A 19,351-nucleotide genomic window follows, 5' to 3' on the forward strand; every position below is an offset into this window, starting at 1 on the left:
CCGCCATGAAAACTTTTATCATTATTTTGACCTTTATTGCGGGTATTTTCTCCGGGAAGTCCCAGCAGCTCATCTATAAGCCCATTAATCCCGCATTCGGAGGCGATACTTTTAACTATCAGTGGCTTTTAAGCTCAGCCAATGCCCAAAACCAGTTTGACGAAAAAAACAATGATTTCAGCAGTCTGCTGGACAATGTCAATTCTCTAGACAGCTTCAGCCAGAGCCTCAACAGGCAGATCCTGAGTGAACTTTCCCGGAAACTTTTTGAAGATCAGTTCGGAGAAGGCAGTTTAAAGCCCGGAAATTATCTCTTCGGGTCCCTTTATCTTCAGATCACTACCACAGCTCAGGGACTTTTGATTAATATTTTGGATACCAGTTCAGGCGATCAGTCCGAGATCGTGATTCCAAAATAAAAAATAACTAAAAACCAAACTTTACCATGAGAACTTACATTTACACCAGAATTTTTTTCTGTACGTTCCTGCTGTGCCTATTGCAGGCCTGCAGCTCCATTCTGGGTCTTCCTTCCGATCCTGAGAGATCCACCATGGGAGAACTCACACCTTCTACTGCGGAATTGAGAAATCTTCCACTTCCCCAGGAGAAAATTGTAATAGGTGTATACAAATTCCGGGACCAGACCGGTCAGTATAAACCGTCTGAAAACGGAAATAACTGGAGTACCGCCGTTCCGCAGGGGACTACCACTATTCTTATAAAAGCACTGGAAGACAGCCGGTGGTTTATCCCGATTGAAAGAGAAAATATCGCCAACCTTTTAAACGAAAGGCAGATCATCCGGTCTACCAGACAAGAATACATGAAAGATGCCGATAAAAACAGTCAGGCACTTCCTCCGCTTCTTTATGCGGGAATCCTTCTGGAAGGCGGTGTGATCTCTTATGACAGCAATGTCATGACCGGTGGTTTGGGAGCGAGATACTTTGGAATTGGCGCTTCCACACAATACCGGCAAGACAGGATTACAATTTATCTGCGTGCTGTTTCTACCCTTAACGGCGAAATCCTCAAAACGGTTTACACCTCCAAAACTATCCTCTCTACAAGCGTTAACGGAAGTTTTTTCAGATATATTGATACGGAAAGACTTTTGGAAGCTGAAGTAGGGCTTACCCAAAACGAGCCCATACAACTGGCCGTGACTGAATCTATTGAGAATGCCGTAAGATCTCTGATCATCGAAGGCATCAGGGATAAAATTTGGGGAAAAGCATCCGAAAACCTAACCGGTTATCAGGCTCTCATTAATGATTATAATAAAGAGCAGGAAGAAAATGTAGGTAGAACTGTCGGTAATAAATTTCCTGAGAATTACAGACAGAAAATTTCTGTTTTTGCCAATGTGGAAGCCCAGAAGATCAAAGATGATTATGTAAATCCTAAAATGAATGCAGGCGGAAAATTGGGAATTAAATATTTTATCAGTCCCAATTTTAATATAGAGGCAAGTGGAAGCTATTTCACTTTGGAAAATAAAAATATCATTAAAAGAAACTATGTTGTTCCGGAGTTTAACCTCGAATATCTCCTGTTTCCGAAATACAGATTCAGTCCATACGTCTACGGAGGGCTGGGAGCCATGTTTTCAAAATATAAACCTGAGTACAAAGGCCAGGTTGGCGGTGGATTGGAATATATGATCAGTAATAATACGGCGATCCGGGCTTCATCCCAGTATGATATCGGTTTTAAAGATAACTGGGAAGGAATGGTGAACGGGAAAAGAAAAGATCAGGCACTCCGGTTTGCCCTGGGAATCAATTTTTACCTTGGAAACAAATAAAAACATGAACTATGAAAACTTTAATTAAAATACTCAGCATACTCATTCTTACTTTTTGTCTGTTTTCATGCGATGAAGAACTTGTAGAACAGGTTCAGACAGGAATATTGAAAGGGAAAGTGGTAAAAAGAGGAACTAACGTACCTATCTCTAACGTTAAAATTTTTACAGCACCTACTACACAGACCGTTTTCAGCGGAACAGACGGCACATTTGAAATTGCTGCCTTGCCGATAGGAAATTATTCTGTGAAAGCCGAACTTTCCGGTTATCTCACCACTTTTCAGGGTGTTAATATACAAAATCAAAACCAGGTTGTTACCGTGGTTTTTGAAATGGACGATGACGAATCGCTCAATTCTCCTCCTTCCGCACCGCAGCTGCTAAGTCCGGTAGACAATGCGGTGAATCAGCCTTTAAACGTAGAACTGACATGGACCGCTACGGATCCTGATACGGCTGATGTTTTAAAATATAGTTTAACAATTAAAAATAATCTGGATACCAATGCAATTCAGGTTAATGATTTGACTGTGAATCACTATTCGCTTTCAAATTTGAAGTTTGGTGTTAGTTACTTCTGGCAGGTGTCTGTTTCGGACGGCATTCACCCGCCAGTTTTAAGTACCTCCAGTAAATTTACCACCAATACGGTTCCTGCCAACCGCTATCATTACGTACAGAAGCAAAACGGAAATTTTGTAATTATATCCAGTGATGCGCAGGGAAATAATTTTCAGTTGACCAATTCATCCTACAACAGCTGGAGGCCAAGGAAAAATAACAATGCAGGACAAATTGCTTTTCTGCGGACCGAAGGTGGAAATACCCATATTTATACTGCAAATCCTGACGGATCCAATCCTTTTAAAGTAACTACGGTTCCCACAGCAGGCTTTAATAATTATGAAATAGATTTTGCATGGAGTACAAACGGCCAGGAAATCCTTTATTCAAATTTTAATAAATTGTACAGGATCAATAAAGACGGAAGCGGGCTTACGCTGGTTTATACCACTCCAGACGGAAGCATGATTTCTGAATGTGACTGGAGCTACGACGGAAGCAAAATCGCGTTAAAAACAAATGATTTCAACGGTTATAATACGAAAATCTACATTGTTGATATAACAGGAACCGTCTTGAAAACCATTATCTCAGGAATTTCCGGTGCTGCAGGCGGACTGAATTTTTCTGTAGACGGCCAAATGCTTTTGTTTACGAGAGATGTTTCAGGATATCAGGACGGAAGCGGAAATTACCGCCAGCTTAATTCTAATATTTTCATCTATAATTTAACCAATAATACAATTTATGACATTTCCACAGAAAGCGAAAAACCGCTGGGAACTAATGATCTTGATCCAAGATTCTCACCGAATAATGCACAGGTGATCTTTACGAATACTTCCAATGATAATATTTCGCAGAAAAATGTAATGGTGATTGACCTCAATAGTACAATGACCGATTTATCAAGAGCCTCTGTATTTAGTAACGGTGAAATGCCCGACTATGAGTAGAAAAAATATTGAGTATTGAATTGTGAACAGGGAATGGTCAATTATCAATAATGGTAGTTGACCATTTTACTTTGTTGGTGTTTTAGAATGCAGTATGCGAGACTAGGTTTGACAGTTCTAAAGTTTGAAAATATAAAATACATTAAAAGTGAATTGGAGAAGTATATAAGAGTGATTTTTCTGAATAGTTATCTTAATTCTTTTTTTTCACTCCATTATTCCATTCACTTGCAAAGCAAAACTCACCATTGACTCACTAATTTTCCAAAAAAATTCCAAACCATCAGGTTTGGAATTTTTTTGGAAAATTAGTGAAATTGTTTTTCATCAGTCGATAATGTGGTTTTCTAAGGCATATTTTACAATTCCTACGGAATTTTTTGCGTTTAATTTTAAGAGTATTCTTTTGCGGTGGGTTTCTACTGTATTGATGCTGATGAAGAGTTTTTCAGAAATATCTTTACTGCTGAAGCCGTCGCATATCAGTTTCAGGATCTCCATTTCTCTGCGGGTCAGCGGTTCTTTGATGTGTGGGTTTGGTTTTCCCTCCTCACTGCTGATAAAGTTGATCATTCTTTCTTTTGCGTGGTCGCAGATGTAGATTTCGTTCAGGAGCAGCGCGTTGATAGATCTCATAAACTCATCGTATCTGCTGTTTTTGTCAAGATAGCTCTTTATTCCTTTGTTAAAAAGCTTCCGGATGTCAATCATATCATAACTATTGCCTATGACAATAATCTTGATTTTTTTGTTTGTGGAGGTAATGTCTTCTACAAGTTTGAAAATATCAGTTAGCATAAGCATATTGGAGCTTATAACCAGTATTTCCGGAGGGTCTTCTTTTAGTTGTTCAAATAAGGGTTCATAAGAATTACAAATGTCAATCGTATTAAATATTTTGCTCTGTGAAAGCAGTTTTGATAAACCTTCTGTATACAACAAGGGTTCATCAAAAAAGGTTAATCTTGGTTTCATCATGGTTAGTTTTGTTTATATAAAAATATAAAAAAAACTTCAGATTTTGAATAAAAATAACAATTATTTGTAATTTTTTATGCAAATAATACTTATAAAATGAAAATTTTATTGATTATTTGATAAATAATTCTCTTGTTGTGGATCTTTAAACATTAATTTTAGAGTTATTTTGGCTAAAGCGTTGTAATTGTGGTGGTTTTTAGATGTGTTATGCTTCTCATTGTTGTTTTTTAATTAACAGAGTAGGGATATGTTTTACAGGAAAATTCACCGACCTGGCAATGAAACAAAATTCGTTAGCTTTATGATGGAGTTCTTTTGCTTTGTCAACCATAGATTCTTCTGTTACTGTAACGGACGGCTGTAAGGTTACGGAGGTAAATTGTCCGCTTCCTTCTGCTGTTTCAGTCATTATCCCTATAGCTTTATCTGTATAATCGGTTACAATGATCCCTTCCTCAGAGCAGAAATGAAGGTACCAAAGCATGTGACAGGAAGAAAGTGAAGAAAGCAGCATATCTTCCGGATTATGTTTTGTTTTGTCTCCACGAAATGCCGGATCAGAAGAGCCTTCAATATTAGCTTTATTTTCGATGTTGACTGTGTAGCTTCTTTCGTAGTTCCTGTAGCTGCTGGTACCAGTTCCTTTATTGCCTGTCCAATGGATCGTGGCTTTGTAGTGATGTTCTTTGCTCATTTTTACTGCAATAGTTTAGATTTAAAATAAAAAAAGTATCTGCTAAAATTAAGCAAATACTTTTCAAATCAAATGTATGGAGTTTTATTTTTTTAGTTCCGAATAAGTTTTTTCGTTGATATTTTTCCATTCTCAAATGTTACTTTTGCTACATATATTCCTTTTGAAATTTCAGAAATATCTGAATTATTTTCTTGTACAGTTTTTACAAGCTTTCCTTCAAGAGAATAAATTTCAATCTTATTTATTTTTTCTTTTGTTTGGTAAACTAAGTTTTGCTTAACAGGATTTTCGAAAGAAATATCATTATTAATTTTTTTAATATCTGTTGTTGATAATGTGGGGCTGTTTAAAAGATATTTAACGATAACTCCTGTGTTTGTAATGATATTATCGCTGTTAACAAACATCTCGGGATAGAATGAATCATAAATGTTTACATCCAAATAATAGCCAAAACTGGAATCTACTAAACCATTTTGGGTTATTTTTGAAATAAAATACGAACCATTTGCTGTGATTACAGGACTATATCCAACAATATAATAATATCCATTTTTTTCAATCATATTTAAAATCAATGTATCAGTACCAAAGCTTGCATTTAGGTTATTAGTAAAAGTATTATCAACCGTTCCATCTGGATTTATTTTTAAAACTCCAGTGCTATTCAAACTCTCTACGTAAATAAATTTATTATTGCTGTCCATAAATACACGATCGGCTGTCGCATACTGACCAAAACCGTTAGCATCAGTTAATGATACAACTCCATTATTTCCGAAACTAGTCATTGGATGTCCGTTTGAATCAAATTTTTGAATGAAGTTATTGTTGAAACAGTTTATATTAGATTGATTATCAATAAATAAATCCATTCTGGAAAAGGTGCTTCCTTGTGTAGGTACAATCCCATTGTTTCCGAAAGTGGTATCAATACTCCCATTAGCATTTAACCTGTAAATTATATGGTATTGAAATTGTCCAGACATACTATTGCCATCGATCCCATGAATAATTATTTTTTCATTCTGTAAAAGGAATCCAAAAGCGTTATAGTTTTGACCACTATTAATTTGGGGAATTACCGAAATCCCACCAGTTCCAAAAGTAGGGTCTAATTGTCCGTTTGGAAGCATTCTGTATACTGTCGCTCCTCCCGTTTCATTGAAGCCAAAAATCAGTAATTTACCATCTGCCAGTCTTTTTATCTTGTTTAGGTTTATATGGTGAGGTAATTGAATTCTTCCATTGTTCCCAAAAGATTGATTTACAATTCCACTAGGTGTAAGTTTTGATATAAAAGATTCACGAGGTACTGTAGTAAGAGACACATCACCAGTACTATAAGTCACATAGATACTGTTATCAGTGTCCTGAACCATTGACCAAGAATCAGGGTAGTTATAATAGCCAGTACTGCTGATGTTAAAAGGGATTAAATATTCTCCACTCGAAGCAAAAGTTGGATCTTTAGAAATAATTTGCGCAAAAGCAGTTTGCACTGCAAAGAGCAGCACAAGAAATAAATTTTTTGTCATTGTGTTTATGTTTTGTGTTAATGATTACGCTAAAAAATAGGGATTAGTTGCGTAAAATTTTGGCAAATATATAAAAAAACCTCCAGTACAAACTAGAGGTTTAAATTTTGTTTTAATTAGAAAATTCTATCAATTCTTCTTTTTTCGAATTGTAAATTTTATATTCTAAATATTTAAAAGAATCCCTTGGAATGATGGTTACCCATTTTTTGTATTTGATAAACCATTTCATCTGGATACTTTTGATGCCTTTGGTAAGGTAGGCTTCCACGAAAGGATGTACATGCAGGAAAATCTTTCCTTTCTCCTTCTGTATAATATTTCGGATGGTTTCTTCCAACCTTTCCACGATCACAATCGGAGCTACGATTTCTCCGTCTTTGTTCGGGTTTTCTTCTTTGGTTTCGATCTGTTTTTCCGGGCGGTTCCTTTGTCTGGTAATCTGGATCAATCCAAATTTGCTCGGCGGAAGAATTTTGTGGCGTGCTTTGTCGCGTTTCATTTCTTCCTTCAGATGTTCGAACAGATCCCTTCTGTGTTCGGGATTCTGCATGTCGATAAAGTCGATTACAATGATGCCGCCCATGTCACGGAGACGCAACTGTCTGGCAATTTCTGTCGCTGCCATTTTGTTTACGTTGAGTGCATGTTCTTTGTTGGCTGAATTTCCGGTGGTAATATTATTCCCGGAGTTTACATCAACGACGTGAAGTGCTTCTGTATGCTCAATAACGAGATAAGCACCTTTTGAACTTGGAATATTAACGTGCTTTCCGAAACTCTGTTTAAGTTGTTTCTCAACGTTGTAATATTCGAGAAGAGGAATGTGGGAATTATAAAACTGGACAATATTCTTTTTTTCCGGAGCGATTACTTCCACGTAATTAGTCATTTCATCTACCATCTGCTCATCGTCACAGATAATGCTCACGAAATCCTGGTTAAAATTGTCCCTCAAAATAGCTGAAGCTTTGTCTTCTTCACTTAAAACTCTGGCCGGAATTTTACTTTTCTGAATGTTCTTGAAAGTGTTTTCCCATTTCTGAATCAGCTGATTCATATCATTGTGAAGATCTGCTACTTTTTTTCCTTCTGCTACAGTTCTGATGATTACTCCGAAGCCTTCAGGCTTGATGCTGTCAATAAGAGTTTTCAGTCTTTCTTTTTCCTCAGTTGTCCTGATTTTTTTAGAAATGGAAACTTTGTTATCGAAAGGAATCAGAACCAGAAAACGCCCCGTCAGAGAAATCTGGGTAGAAATCCTCGGACCTTTTGTGGAAATAGGTTCCTTGGTGATCTGCAGCAGAACCACATCATCTTTGGCAATGACTTTTTCTACGGTTCCGTTTTTGTCTATTTCGGGCTGAATTTCGAAATTTTTTAAGCTTGAAGTGCTCTGTTTTTTGGAAATAGTATCTTTTAAAAACTTTTTATAAGTAAGATATTGTGGTCCCAGATCCTGGTAATGCAGAAATGCATCCTTATCGTATCCAATGTTTACGAATGCGGCATTCAGATTGGGTGCCAGTTTTTTTACTCTTCCTACAAACAGATCTCCAACTATAAAATCACTTTTGTCCTCTTGCTCATGAAGTTCACATAGTCTTCCGTCTTCTAGTAGTGCAATCTTTGTAAGATTATCTTCATGCGAAACTATTAGTTCTTTCTTCATTTTGTTATAAGATAAAAATTATTAAGATTATAGGAAAATGGCGTATTTTTTAGCAAATAAATAATCTTAAATATAAGAATTTACTTTGAAATTGCTATGTTTTTTTTAAAATATCTGCAAAGGCCGTTTTCCAGGGAATCTTATAGTTGCAAACAAAAATATAGTCGGTGAACTTTAAAAAATTAAAACCACCAACTATATTATTATATTGTAAATCTCGAGAAAAAGAGATTATTTTTTCTTATGTCTGTTTGCTCTTCTTCTTTTCTTTCTCTTGTGAGTTGCAACCTTGTGTCTTTTTCTTTTCTTTCCGCTTGGCATAATTTTAAATTTTTTAGTAACTAGTTAATATTCAGTTAATGTTATTTTACTGCGACTTTAGTTTTTACTTTCTCTACAAAAGATTTTGAAGGTTTGAAAGCAGGAATATTGTGAGCAGGAATCTCAATTGCAGTGTTCTTAGAAATATTTCTTCCTGTTTTAGCAGCTCTTGTTTTAATGATAAAAGATCCAAAACCTCTCAGATAAACGTTATCCCCATTATACATAGAAGTCCTGATCTCCTGCATAAAAGCTTCTACAACTTTCTGTGTTTCATTCTTTTCTGTTCCCAACTTATTTGAGATGGTGTTTACCAATTCTGCCTTTGTCATTTCCTTTTTTAATTTTAAATTTTAGGTGTGCAAATTTAGTTAAAAAAATTGAATACTAGCAAATTAGTGGCAAATTATTTTTGTTTAAAGAGTTGGAGTTTTAATGTTTCACCTATATTAATATTACATTAAATATGCTTACATGCTGGAATTGTAGTACCCATTTTCTACACAGAAACGGATAAGATGCAGCTTTGTTTTCAGCCCCAGTTTTTCTGTAAGTCTGTTGATATAGGTATCAATGGTGCGGGTGCTGAGATTCAGTTTTTCTGCAATTTCCTTATTGCTAAAGCCTTCGTAGCAGAATTTCATAAGCTGGATCTCAGTAGGAGAAAGCTCTTCCTGGCCTTTTTTCTGCCTTTCCATGTAGTTTTGTACGGCGAGTGGCTGTTGCTCCCATTCCTTTGAATAAGCCCCGTAATCGAAGCTATCAGAGGCAATGCTTCCTTTAATAATATCTTTGATGATGGTGCTCTTTTTCTGGCAGTAATAGATATTTGGAATCTTGGAAAGGATTTCTGCCATATCTTCCTGATATGTGCTGGAATAAGTAACGATAGGAGTTTCCGTATTATTTTTCCGGATGTATTTGATTGCTTCAATTCCGCTTAACACCGGCATGAAAAGCTCTATGATAAACACATCTTCCTGCCTCCTGTAAATCCTGTTCACAAGCTCATGCCCGTTGTTACAGTCATTCAGAAGCATATAGAATGGATTTTCCATAAGTGTTTTGATCAGGATCTTCTTAAAGTAGAAATCGCTGTCAGCTACAGAAAATCGCACTGTGTTTGATAATAATTTATTCACTTATAATATCGATTTGGTGTATGATATTTAAAATTCAGAGGCCTAATTTATAAAAAACTTATGAAAGAGAAAATTAATCTTAGTTTAATTAGGGTTTTCACGAAATAGTATTAGGGAAAATACGTATTGTGCATAAAAATTTTTTTTTATATTTTCACTGGCCAAACAAATTACAAAAATATGTCTTCTAACAGAGAAAAAAAATTGAACAGATCTGACGTCAGAGTGGGCATTTGGAAGTTCATTCTGGCTTTTGCCGTTTTGTCGGTAGTCTCTTTTCTGTGTTTATTTCTATTTTTTAAAAGCTACAGTATACAGAGAGAAGGGATCGTCAGAGAATCTGATGCTTACAAAGAACTTATGATCCGGGGTGATGTTCTGAGGGTTCAGGTAGATAAAATCTATGATCAGATGAACCAGCTTAATCTGGATAAGGTACAGAATGGTGTTTTTCTTAGGACCAGAATCATGGATGATGTCAACGAAGTGAAAAATATCATGGGTAAAGACAGTGCTGATAATTTCAAGCATTATGCTGTTCTGATGAAACAGATAGGCCCGATGCTGAAATTAAAAGATGATATTATAGAAGTAGAATACAAAAAAAAGATGGTTCTCCGGGATCTTGCAGAATGTATCGGAAAAGTAGACCGTGCAAACAATCAGCTTAAAAAAGATCCTACAAGAAATTTCACGGGAGGAAGAAGAAGATAATAAAAAAGAAAAATTATGCAGGGACATATTACATTATCTAAAAAAGAAAGACATTATCAGTTCCTTTACCTAATACTGATGTTGTTGGCTGCCATGATATTCCTTGGAATCATTTTTTTAAAAGGATATGATTCCCCTTTTTCAGAAGAAGATGTACGAGGAATACAGAGTCTGGAACAAAAAGCGGCATTTGAAGGTCACCAGAAAATATTACAGCCTGAAATGGACAGTACCTATATCAGGATCAGCAAGATTGGAGACAAATCACCGGAACCTTTTGTAGAAAATAATATTTTCAATGGAATTAATGGGCTGGCGAGTTATTTTCACGGCAATGAGGTTGTGGATATCCGCAAGGATGCCTATCCGCAAATTGCCAAATATTACAAAATGTATTTTGAAGACAAGAAAATCATTTCTACCACTACTGAAGATGTAAAAAAATTCCAAAAAGATGTAGACGACTGCAGAATTGGTTTTAAAAATACACAGGACCGCCTTTATGAAAGAAATAATGCAATGAGGGAAAGGACCCAGTAACTAAGAAATAAACATTATAAGGAATAAACACATCACAATCACTTAACTATGAATTATTTTCAAAAAAACAAAAAGAACATTATTATTGGTGTTATCGCAACGTTGCTTATTGCGGCACTCGTTGCGTTATGGCTGCAGAAAAAGGTGATCCATTCTGCCGATGATATTGTAGGGGTAGTTTCTCCGTCCTCAGTATCCGTAGGAGATACACTTGTATTCGAGGATATGACGCAATTCGCTAAAACCAGAAGATGGAATTTTGGAGATGGGTCAACTTCTGACCAAAGCAGAGGTATACACTTTTACAATAGACCGGGATACTATTCGGTAAGTTTGATTATTGACAACAAGTACACCAAAACTTTTCCTGTAATGGTTTCTGCCAGATCTGAAAAGCCTAAAGACAGTGCTAAAATTACTACCATTATAGAAGCTCCTTCCCAGGCTATGCAGAATGAAAATGTGCAGTTCCGTGCCATTTCAGATGCTACAAGGTTTGCGTGGGAATTTGGTGAAACAGGAAATACAGATGCCAAAGAAAAAATGGCAATTTATTCTTATAAAAAGCCCGGTGATTACCGTGTTGCCTTATTTACAGAAGAAAGCCAGGAGCCTATTTATCACCTTATCAAGATCCTTCCGGCTTACAATTCTCTGGAGCAGGATGAAGTACCGGTAGAAGATGCTTATAAAAAGGTGGATGATGATTTCAAATATCATCTTCAGCAGATTGCCAACGGAAACAGCTTTAATATGCATTATAACTACCTGCTGAGAACTTATCTGTGTAACAACGAAAACACGGTGGTAAAAGTGAGCGACAGCAAAGCGAATAATTTTTATATGTACTGTGCAGGACTCCAGTTTGATAAAAATGTTGTGATCCAGAGCGTAAAAGTAAACTTAGATGATACACAAAACTGTGTGACCAAAGTAGACATCAACCAAAGCAAATAATATGATCCGGAATTTCGGATACACCAATCATAAAAATAAAATAGGATGAAAAATAAATTTCCTCTAGCAGCATATTACATCGGACTATCAGTATTGTTAACAGCCTGTCAGGTCAAGCTGCCGTCTAAAAGAACACCTGAACCGTCACAGTACGGACAGGTAGACAACTCACCGGTAGTGAACGGATATCCTAAAAAATCTGTTCCATGGATCGTTATTTCAGACAGATCAAGGAATACGGCCTACCTCGACAAAAGTGACGAGAAATCTTATAAAGAAGTTAAATTCCTGGAACCTCTAATGGTTCTGAAAAATAGAGACGGAATGGTAAAAGTAGCGGAATATATTCCGGATGCTTTAATGAAAAAAGTTTCTTCCAAATCTATTAAAACCTACGGGTGGATTCCGGAATCAGACCTTCTTCTATGGAATAATTCCTTAAAAAGCGAAAAGACAGGTTATCCTGTAAGAGTAGCCGTACTTCCGAATAACAGCGAAGTTATCAGAAGCGCAGAAAGATATTATAAGAATGACTCTATCATGGTGTTCAATTCACCAAGCCTTATAGAAGAAGCCAATGTCAAAATTCCAAATGGACAGATGGTCTATGTCTACAAACAGGCAGAAAATAATAAACGTTTCCTGGTAGGTAAAAAACCTACGATTGATATAGACAGCATCAACACCAATCTTTATGGGTGGGTCAGCGCCAATGTGATCTCCACATGGGGTGAGCGCTCGGCAATCAAGCTGAAAAATGATACTCAGGTTAATGAAACTTCTTTGGGCATACATGAAGGATACCCGGGAGCTGCAGATTCAGACAGCAGAACAGCTGTTCTTCTTACTGATACCAATAAAAGAACACCCCTTGAAAATATATATCCGGTAAGTTTAGCATTAGATGAAGCTCCGGCACCAGATTCCAAAACAAAATATTTCACTAATATTTTAGACTACAGCAAAAATTACGTATTCAATGTTTTAGGGGATAAAATTCTTTTTGACCGTTACCGAGAAATTACGGAAAGAGATAAAAACATCAATATTGTTTTTGCATTGGATGTAAGTGCACCTAATGCACCATATGCTCCGATTGTAAAATCTCTTCTTCAGGATCTGCAGCTTAGATTTGAAAAACCTTCTTACTTCAGTGACGTAAAATATGGTGTTGTTTTATATAAAAATAACCCGTGTGGAGAAAATGTTCTGGTTTCCAGCTTAAATAAAGATTATAGCAAGATTACCACTTTCATTGACGAAAAGACCAATGAGATGAACTGTACAAGCAACAGTGGATACCAGCCGGTAGGTGAGGCTCTTACTGCTGCGGGAAACCTTCTTTCAAACGTTCCGGATGAAACCAATATTGTAGTGACTGTAGGTACCTCTGCCAACCAGAGCGGGAATATGTACAGTGTAATCAGTTCTCTTACCCAGGCGCAGGCTAGGGTAATTATGTTCCAGACCAGCGCAAGATCATCTGATACCTACAATGATTTTGTACTGATGGCTGAAAATGTAGTCACCAACACTGCAAAAAACATTGCCGAGCTTAAGAAGCAGAAGATCATCAATCAATATGATGTTCTTACTAAAAATAATTTCAACCTTGTAGAAGGTGATGCTGGATTCTTCTCTTTAGATTATCCAAAACAGAGCATGTCTCAGGGGTTTGTTATTTTCCCTAAAAAAGGTGATGTGGCAACTCCAGGTTATCTGAAGAAATCTGTAGACAGCCTTATTGCTCAGGTTACTTTAGACAATCAAACCATTGATAACTCGCTTAATAAGTATTTCCATTCCTCAGTAGGAGCGGGAAGAACAGATGTGGATCTGAAATATAAATATTTATTTCCAGGTCTTACCAACCCTGTTTCTGCAGGAATTGCGGCACAGCTGATCAATTATGGAAACCCGTTTCTTGTGAAAGGATATATCCCAAAAGAGCTTAAAGACTTCAAACCGGGTATAGAAAAAGGAATCCTGATCTCTGAAACGGAATATGATAATCTGAAGAATTTCTATACTGAGGTTCATTTAAAAACTCAGCCTGAAAGAGCAGATTTCAACCAATCAAGAGCAATTAAAGAATACATAAAGCTTCTGAAAAAATACAATCCTACGCTGAAATTCCTGGATAAATCTGAATTGTATGAAAAACCAATGTCTTACGCAGTAGGAATGAGTACCGGCTTCGACAATTCTGAAGATGAAATCATGTCCAAATACAAGCTTAAAGGATGGAAAAAATCCAAGATCGTTTTAAAAGAAAGAGTAAGAAAGTATTTCAAGGACTATAAAGACCTGGCAGAAAGAATGCTTACCCACAGAAACAATCCTGCGGTGAAGATCCAGCAAAACGGACAGACATTCTATTGGCTTAATGAATACTTTATGCCAACCACTCAGATCGTTGAGGAACCGGAATACACAAAACATTAATTATTCAATTAAATCATATCAAAAGCAGAGGTTTTTACTTCTGCTTTTTTTGTTTGAAATGGAAGTTAGATGGCAAAAGACAAGATGTCAGACTTTAGATTAAAAATCCTTCATGGTTCATTTAAGTTCAAATTATTTCTCATTTAAGTGTAAAATAGCCTTCTGGTGCCGTACAAGTGATATGTTGTAAAGTCTCTGTCAATAATACTTATAAGAGATTCTTAAATCTATAGACTTAGAATTACTCTGAAAAGTCGTAGAATTACTACAATTTTTGAAATTTATATTTAAAAGTTTTCGGGAACGAAATAAGGGTTCTATATTTGTTACACAATCATCACATCACAAAATATTATTAACGATTAAAATTTACATTCAAGCCGGGAAATTCAATGGCCGATTAACTAAAAGACACTATTACACATCAACATTCATAGAAAAAGACTGTCCTTTAAAAGATAGTCTTTTTTGCCAAAAAATATTGTCGCTTGTTTTTTAAGATTTATCAGCCTAAATAACAAACATCACAAAAACTTATTACCTCTCTAATCAAAGAATTAACTATCTTTATCACACCTACATTTTGCATAAAAAAGATATATTTGTAAAATGCATCTTTTTAACAGATCAGACCAAATAGTCTGTTAAAAATACAAGAACACAAACATATTAATATTAGAAAAACTATAAATGGGAGTACTAGTAACCAACGAAACCGTAAAACAGCTATTTCATATTGCTCAGTCGATAGCGAAGGAAAATTATAACGCTACCTATGGAGGGCCACATATTTTACAGGCCTTAATGCATAAAGATATCGGACTCAATGAATTCCTGAAAAGTATTGATAAAGATCCTGGATATTTTTACGAATGGGCAGATGTCCGTATTGAAGATTATCCAAAGACTGCCCATATTCCCGATGAGGTACGCCAGGATGAACCGGTAGATACCCTTGTAGAAGAGGCAGATGACATCCGCTTAAAACTGGGATTGGATGAGATCACTCCTATCTGTATCCTGACAGCTATTGTAAAGCCCGAAGTTGTCTTTTCGCTGCAGCAGCTTAAATCACTTCCGCTAAGAGAGCATGAAATTTTCAATCTATACAGGAAAGATACCCCTTTTGCCGTATCTGAAGACGGTGACTTTTCTTCACTTTTTTCAAACGGATCAGATTTTACAGATTCATCATTTCCTTCCATTAAAAGTTACTGTGTAGACAGAACTGCACAGGCCAGAAAAGGCGACCTGGAAAACATTATAGGTAGAGATAAAGAACTGAGAATGCTTGTTGAAATCCTTTGCCGTAGAAGCAAACCGAATGTGATTATCATCGGTGAGCCCGGAGTAGGAAAAACAGCTTTAGTAGAAGGATTCGCCACTGAAATTACCAAAGGAAATGTTCCTGAAATGCTGAAAAATGCCACCCTTCTTGAGCTGGACACTGGCGCATTATTGGCCGGTACATCATACAAAGGCGAAATTGAGGACCGTCTGAAAAAAGTCATCAATGAATGCAAGAAAATTGAAAAAGCCGTACTTTTCATCGACGAAATCCACACCCTTTTAGATTCAAAAGGAAGCATCGGAAATGTAGCCAACCTTCTTAAACCGGAACTGGCAAGAGGTGAAATTACAGTGATCGGAGCTACAACTCAGGAAGAGTATAGAAAGATCATTGAACCGGAACAGGCTTTCAACCGTCGTTTTGAAGTATTGACAGTAAATGAACCTGACGAACAGACTTGTGTCAAAATGATCGATGTACTTCTTGATGGGTACAAAAAACACCACGGAATTGAAGTAGAAAAAACAGCTATTCCTGAATGTGTCCGTTTAGCAAAAAGATATGCAAAAGGCAAAAAATTGCCCGATGCAGCCATTGATTTATTAGACCGGACTATGGCCGCGATCAAAATGCTGGATGAACTTTCAGAAAAAGAGCTTGCAAGCTGGAAAGAAACCTACGAAACGATATTAAAAGAAGAATTTACCGATACCAAAGACCAGGCTAATGAACTGATATGGAATTATAATCTTCTCAGAGATAAAATAAGCCCGATTCTTTGGGGATCATTAAATGAGCAGCCTGCCATTGACAATTCCATGCCCGTTGATCAGATCCATAAGATCATTGACGATACCTATGCTGAACTTTTGCAGCATGCGGCTGTGAAAAGAGAAAAAGTAGACCGCCTAGAACTTGCAGCAGTGATGGCCGCAAAGACCAATATTCCTATCGGTAAAATCCAGGCTCAGGAAAAAGAAAAGCTCCTGAACATGGAATCCCTTCTTTTAAATAGAGTGGTCGGTCAGGATCATGCTCTAAAGATTCTTTCAGACGCTATCGTAGAGAACCGAAGCGGATTGAACAAGCCCGGACAGCCTATCGGGTCATTCTTCCTTCTTGGACCTACCGGAACAGGAAAGACCGAGCTGGCAAAATCTATGGCAGAACTACTTTTCAATGACGAAAAGGCCATGGTACGTTTTGATATGTCAGAATTTAAAGAAGAACACTCGGCCGCCTTATTATACGGAGCGCCTCCGGGATATGTTGGTTATGAAGAAGGAGGTATGCTGGTCAATAAGATCAGACAGCAGCCTTATACCGTTGTTTTATTTGATGAAATTGAAAAAGCCCACCATTCCGTATTTGATGTGTTTCTTCAGATCATGGATGAAGGGAAAGTTCATGATAAATTAGGGAAAGAAGGTGATTTCAGCAATGCCCTGATCTTATTTACCTCCAATATCGGAAGTGAAGAGATTGTAAAACAGTTTGAAGAAGGAAAAATTCCAGAATCATCCTCGCTGATGCAGATCATGTCCGGTTCAGGAAGATTCAGACCTGAGTTTTTAGCAAGAATTACAGAGATCATTCCTTTTGCACCTATTACAGAATCCATTGCGGAAAGAATTTTCAATATTCAGCTTAAATCACTTCATAATTCATTGATGCGACTGGGAATGACCTTAAAGATCACCGATGAAGCCGTGAAGAACCTTGCATTAGGTGGATTCAGCAGCAAGTATGGAGCAAGACAGATCTCAGGAGTTATCCGTGCGCAGCTTGCAAGACCGATCTCTAAAATGATCGTGAGAGAAGAAGTGAAGTCCGGGCAGACCATCTATGCAGATTGGGATAAAGAAGAGGAAAAGCTAAGCTGGAAAGTAGATTAATGATATACCGAAAGAGCTCATTTGTACAATTACAAATTGCTCTTTCGCTTTGTTATAAATAATATAAAAATGAAAACCCTATTCAAAAATATCTTTACAGGAATAATGTTGGCCGGGACCTCTCTGATGATGAACGGACAGTTTCTTGCTGCCTCAGATACTTCGGAAAGCAGCGTGAAAAAATACAATAATATCATTAATGCCAATAAGGAAATTGTAGAATTTATAGAATATTCTTTAGCGGAAAAAGGGCTGCCTAAGCATTTAAGAAATCTTGCCCTGATAGAGTCACATTTTAACAGGAATATTACCTCCGGGGCCGGGGCAGTAGGAATATGGCAGTTCATGACTGCCCACGCCAATCAGTATGGTCTTACCGAGCAGAACCGTACAGATGTATATAAAAGTACCAAGATAGCCGTTGTGTCATTGGGAAACCTTTACAGAAAATATGGTGACTGGATCACGGTGGTAGCTGCTTACAACTGTGGAGAAGGGAATATTGCCAAAGCCATGCAGGCTGCAGGTTCTACGCAATATCATGTATTTTCCAGATATCTTCCGGGAGAAACCATCAACCATGTGAAGAAATACCTGAACGCATGCTATGCAACCGGTGAACTGGAAAGTGTTTTGAACAATTATAACTCTTCAAGACTGAATAAAATTTTCTTTACAGAAGGGGGACGTGGCAGAAATAGCGGTGTATCCCTTCAGGAAACTGAAATTAATGCAGGATTTAACCTCGATGTCATTGCAGATGAGCTTGATGTGGAAGTCAATGAGATCCTTGCCTGGAATCCTGGAATTGTAGAAGAATTGCAGAAAAAAGGAGAAAGCCAGTTATATCTCCCCACAGATCTTATGCCGGATTTTCTTTTGAGGAAAAATAAGATTCTTTCCAGATCTATAAAAGAAGGAGTCCGTGTTCAGCAATAAAAATTACATTATTATAAAATAATTAAAGCCGTACTCTTGTGACGGTTTTTTTTATGCATTAATATCATTTCAATACATAATATTTTGTTGGTAAAAACATACTGATTCCTCTTAAAAAACTCTTTGTATTTCCCGTATATGTGGAAAAGTGTCAATAAAATTATATAGAATTATATTTTTGTAATTAATTTTAAATCAGTTGATTGTTGTCTTGTTTTAAATCTATGATCGTAGAATTACTACATGAAATCGTAGAATTACTACAAATATTGAAATTTATATTTAAAAACTTTTTTTTTGTAAAATGACGTTTTATATTTGCTATGTAATCAATCACCAAATCACAAAATATTAACGATTAAAATTTACAAATCATGGCAGCAAATTCAAGAGGAATCTTAAAATTCAACGGAGGAGAAGGTCAGAAATTATTAAAGCTGAACTACAGCGTATCAAGATCTACAGACGTTTCAGGACGTGTAGCATCAGATCCTTCCAATGCTCTTATTAAACTTACAGTAGAAGCTACTGAAAAATCTGACATCCTTGAAAGCTTATTGAACGGAAAGTATAAGCCTACAACAGGAGAAGTTACTTTTAACAAATCTCACGAAGAAGGAACCTTAATCACTCTAAACTGGAACAACGGATATGTGATCCAGCACCAGGTAGAATTCAACGCAATAGACGAAAACAGCATGCTGATCAGTTTTGTCGTAAGCGCTGAAACTATTGATTATGGTAACTCTAAGTTCGACGGACTTTGGCCTTTGGAAGGGAAATAATCCGAACAATCTCTTAGTAAAAATAAATTGGTACAGGATAGTATATTCGCAAGAATATACTGTTCTGTTTTTCTCATTCTAAGCCATCAGAACCAAAATGC

16 protein-coding genes are annotated in these 19,351 nt (G+C 36.6%); 10 read left to right on the plus strand and 6 right to left on the minus strand.

Going from position 1 to position 19,351, the window contains the following annotated elements; genetic code table 11:
* The first annotated feature begins 5 nt into the window (after positions 1 to 5).
* Genes QF044_RS01740 through QF044_RS01750 form a run of 3 tightly spaced genes read left to right on the plus strand, consistent with a single transcriptional unit; the run spans position 6 to position 3,333 of the window.
* On the plus strand, positions 6 to 419 hold the full coding sequence (locus QF044_RS01740) for a curli production assembly/transport component CsgF (RefSeq protein WP_307262929.1): 414 nt from the start codon (positions 6 to 8) through the stop codon (positions 417 to 419).
* 26 nt (positions 420 to 445) lie between these two features.
* A complete protein-coding gene (locus QF044_RS01745) occupies positions 446 to 1,810 on the plus strand; it encodes a CsgG/HfaB family protein (RefSeq protein ID WP_307262931.1) in 1,365 nt (454 codons plus the stop codon).
* Between the two features lie 11 nt (positions 1,811 to 1,821).
* Positions 1,822 to 3,333 (plus strand): carboxypeptidase-like regulatory domain-containing protein, encoded by a 1,512-nt coding sequence (locus tag QF044_RS01750; protein ID WP_307262933.1) that lies wholly within the window; start codon positions 1,822 to 1,824, stop codon positions 3,331 to 3,333.
* Positions 3,334 to 3,660: 327 nt separating this feature from the next.
* Here QF044_RS01750 and QF044_RS01755 read toward each other — a convergent pair whose 3' ends face one another.
* The 6 genes from QF044_RS01755 to QF044_RS01780 all read right to left on the minus strand — a co-directional run bounded on the left by QF044_RS01755 (position 3,661) and on the right by QF044_RS01780 (position 9,684).
* A complete protein-coding gene (locus QF044_RS01755; protein ID WP_307262935.1) occupies positions 3,661 to 4,311 on the minus strand; it encodes a response regulator transcription factor in 651 nt (216 codons plus the stop codon).
* Positions 4,312 to 4,528: 217 nt separating this feature from the next.
* The gene (locus tag QF044_RS01760; RefSeq protein ID WP_307262937.1) at positions 4,529 to 5,008 is read right to left on the minus strand and encodes an OsmC family protein; all 480 of its coding nucleotides are present in this window, start codon (positions 5,006 to 5,008) and stop codon (positions 4,529 to 4,531) included.
* 92 nt (positions 5,009 to 5,100) lie between these two features.
* Complete coding sequence (locus QF044_RS01765) at positions 5,101 to 6,549, minus strand: T9SS type A sorting domain-containing protein (RefSeq protein WP_307262939.1); 1,449 nt, start codon at positions 6,547 to 6,549, stop codon at positions 5,101 to 5,103.
* 112 nt (positions 6,550 to 6,661) lie between these two features.
* Positions 6,662 to 8,221, minus strand: a complete 1,560-nt coding sequence (locus QF044_RS01770) for a ribonuclease E/G (RefSeq protein ID WP_307262941.1) — start codon at positions 8,219 to 8,221, stop codon at positions 6,662 to 6,664.
* Positions 8,222 to 8,583: 362 nt separating this feature from the next.
* Entirely contained in the window at positions 8,584 to 8,874 is a 291-nt protein-coding gene (locus tag QF044_RS01775) for an HU family DNA-binding protein (protein ID WP_002984212.1), read from the minus strand.
* Between the two features lie 138 nt (positions 8,875 to 9,012).
* A complete protein-coding gene (locus QF044_RS01780) occupies positions 9,013 to 9,684 on the minus strand; it encodes a response regulator transcription factor (RefSeq protein WP_307262944.1) in 672 nt (223 codons plus the stop codon).
* 180 nt (positions 9,685 to 9,864) lie between these two features.
* Here QF044_RS01780 and tssO point away from each other — a divergent pair, with 180 nt between their 5' ends.
* The 7 genes from tssO (at position 9,865) to tssD (ending at position 19,250) form a co-directional block, all read left to right on the plus strand.
* Positions 9,865 to 10,398 carry a type VI secretion system TssO gene (gene tssO, locus QF044_RS01785; protein ID WP_307262946.1) on the plus strand — a complete coding sequence of 178 codons (534 nt, stop codon included), beginning with the start codon at positions 9,865 to 9,867 and terminating at the stop codon, positions 10,396 to 10,398.
* 15 nt (positions 10,399 to 10,413) lie between these two features.
* Positions 10,414 to 10,938, plus strand: coding sequence for a type VI secretion system transmembrane protein TssO (locus QF044_RS01790; protein WP_307262948.1), 525 nt, complete (start codon positions 10,414 to 10,416; stop codon positions 10,936 to 10,938).
* A 48-nt stretch (positions 10,939 to 10,986) separates the two neighbouring features.
* Complete coding sequence (locus tag QF044_RS01795) at positions 10,987 to 11,895, plus strand: PKD domain-containing protein (protein ID WP_307262950.1); 909 nt, start codon at positions 10,987 to 10,989, stop codon at positions 11,893 to 11,895.
* Between the two features lie 45 nt (positions 11,896 to 11,940).
* Positions 11,941 to 14,340 (plus strand): type VI secretion system protein TssR domain-containing protein, encoded by a 2,400-nt coding sequence (tssR, locus tag QF044_RS01800; protein WP_307262952.1) that lies wholly within the window; start codon positions 11,941 to 11,943, stop codon positions 14,338 to 14,340.
* A 690-nt stretch (positions 14,341 to 15,030) separates the two neighbouring features.
* Positions 15,031 to 17,526 carry an ATP-dependent Clp protease ATP-binding subunit gene (locus tag QF044_RS01805; RefSeq protein ID WP_307262955.1) on the plus strand — a complete coding sequence of 832 codons (2,496 nt, stop codon included), beginning with the start codon at positions 15,031 to 15,033 and terminating at the stop codon, positions 17,524 to 17,526.
* Positions 17,527 to 17,595: 69 nt separating this feature from the next.
* Positions 17,596 to 18,465 carry a lytic transglycosylase domain-containing protein gene (locus QF044_RS01810; RefSeq protein ID WP_307262957.1) on the plus strand — a complete coding sequence of 290 codons (870 nt, stop codon included), beginning with the start codon at positions 17,596 to 17,598 and terminating at the stop codon, positions 18,463 to 18,465.
* A 374-nt stretch (positions 18,466 to 18,839) separates the two neighbouring features.
* Positions 18,840 to 19,250, plus strand: a complete 411-nt coding sequence (tssD, locus tag QF044_RS01815) for a type VI secretion system tube protein TssD (RefSeq protein ID WP_307262960.1) — start codon at positions 18,840 to 18,842, stop codon at positions 19,248 to 19,250.
* The last annotated feature ends 101 nt before the right edge of the window (positions 19,251 to 19,351 follow it).

It is taken from the genome of Chryseobacterium sp. W4I1, assembly GCF_030816115.1.
GTDB lineage: Bacteria > Bacteroidota > Bacteroidia > Flavobacteriales > Weeksellaceae > Chryseobacterium.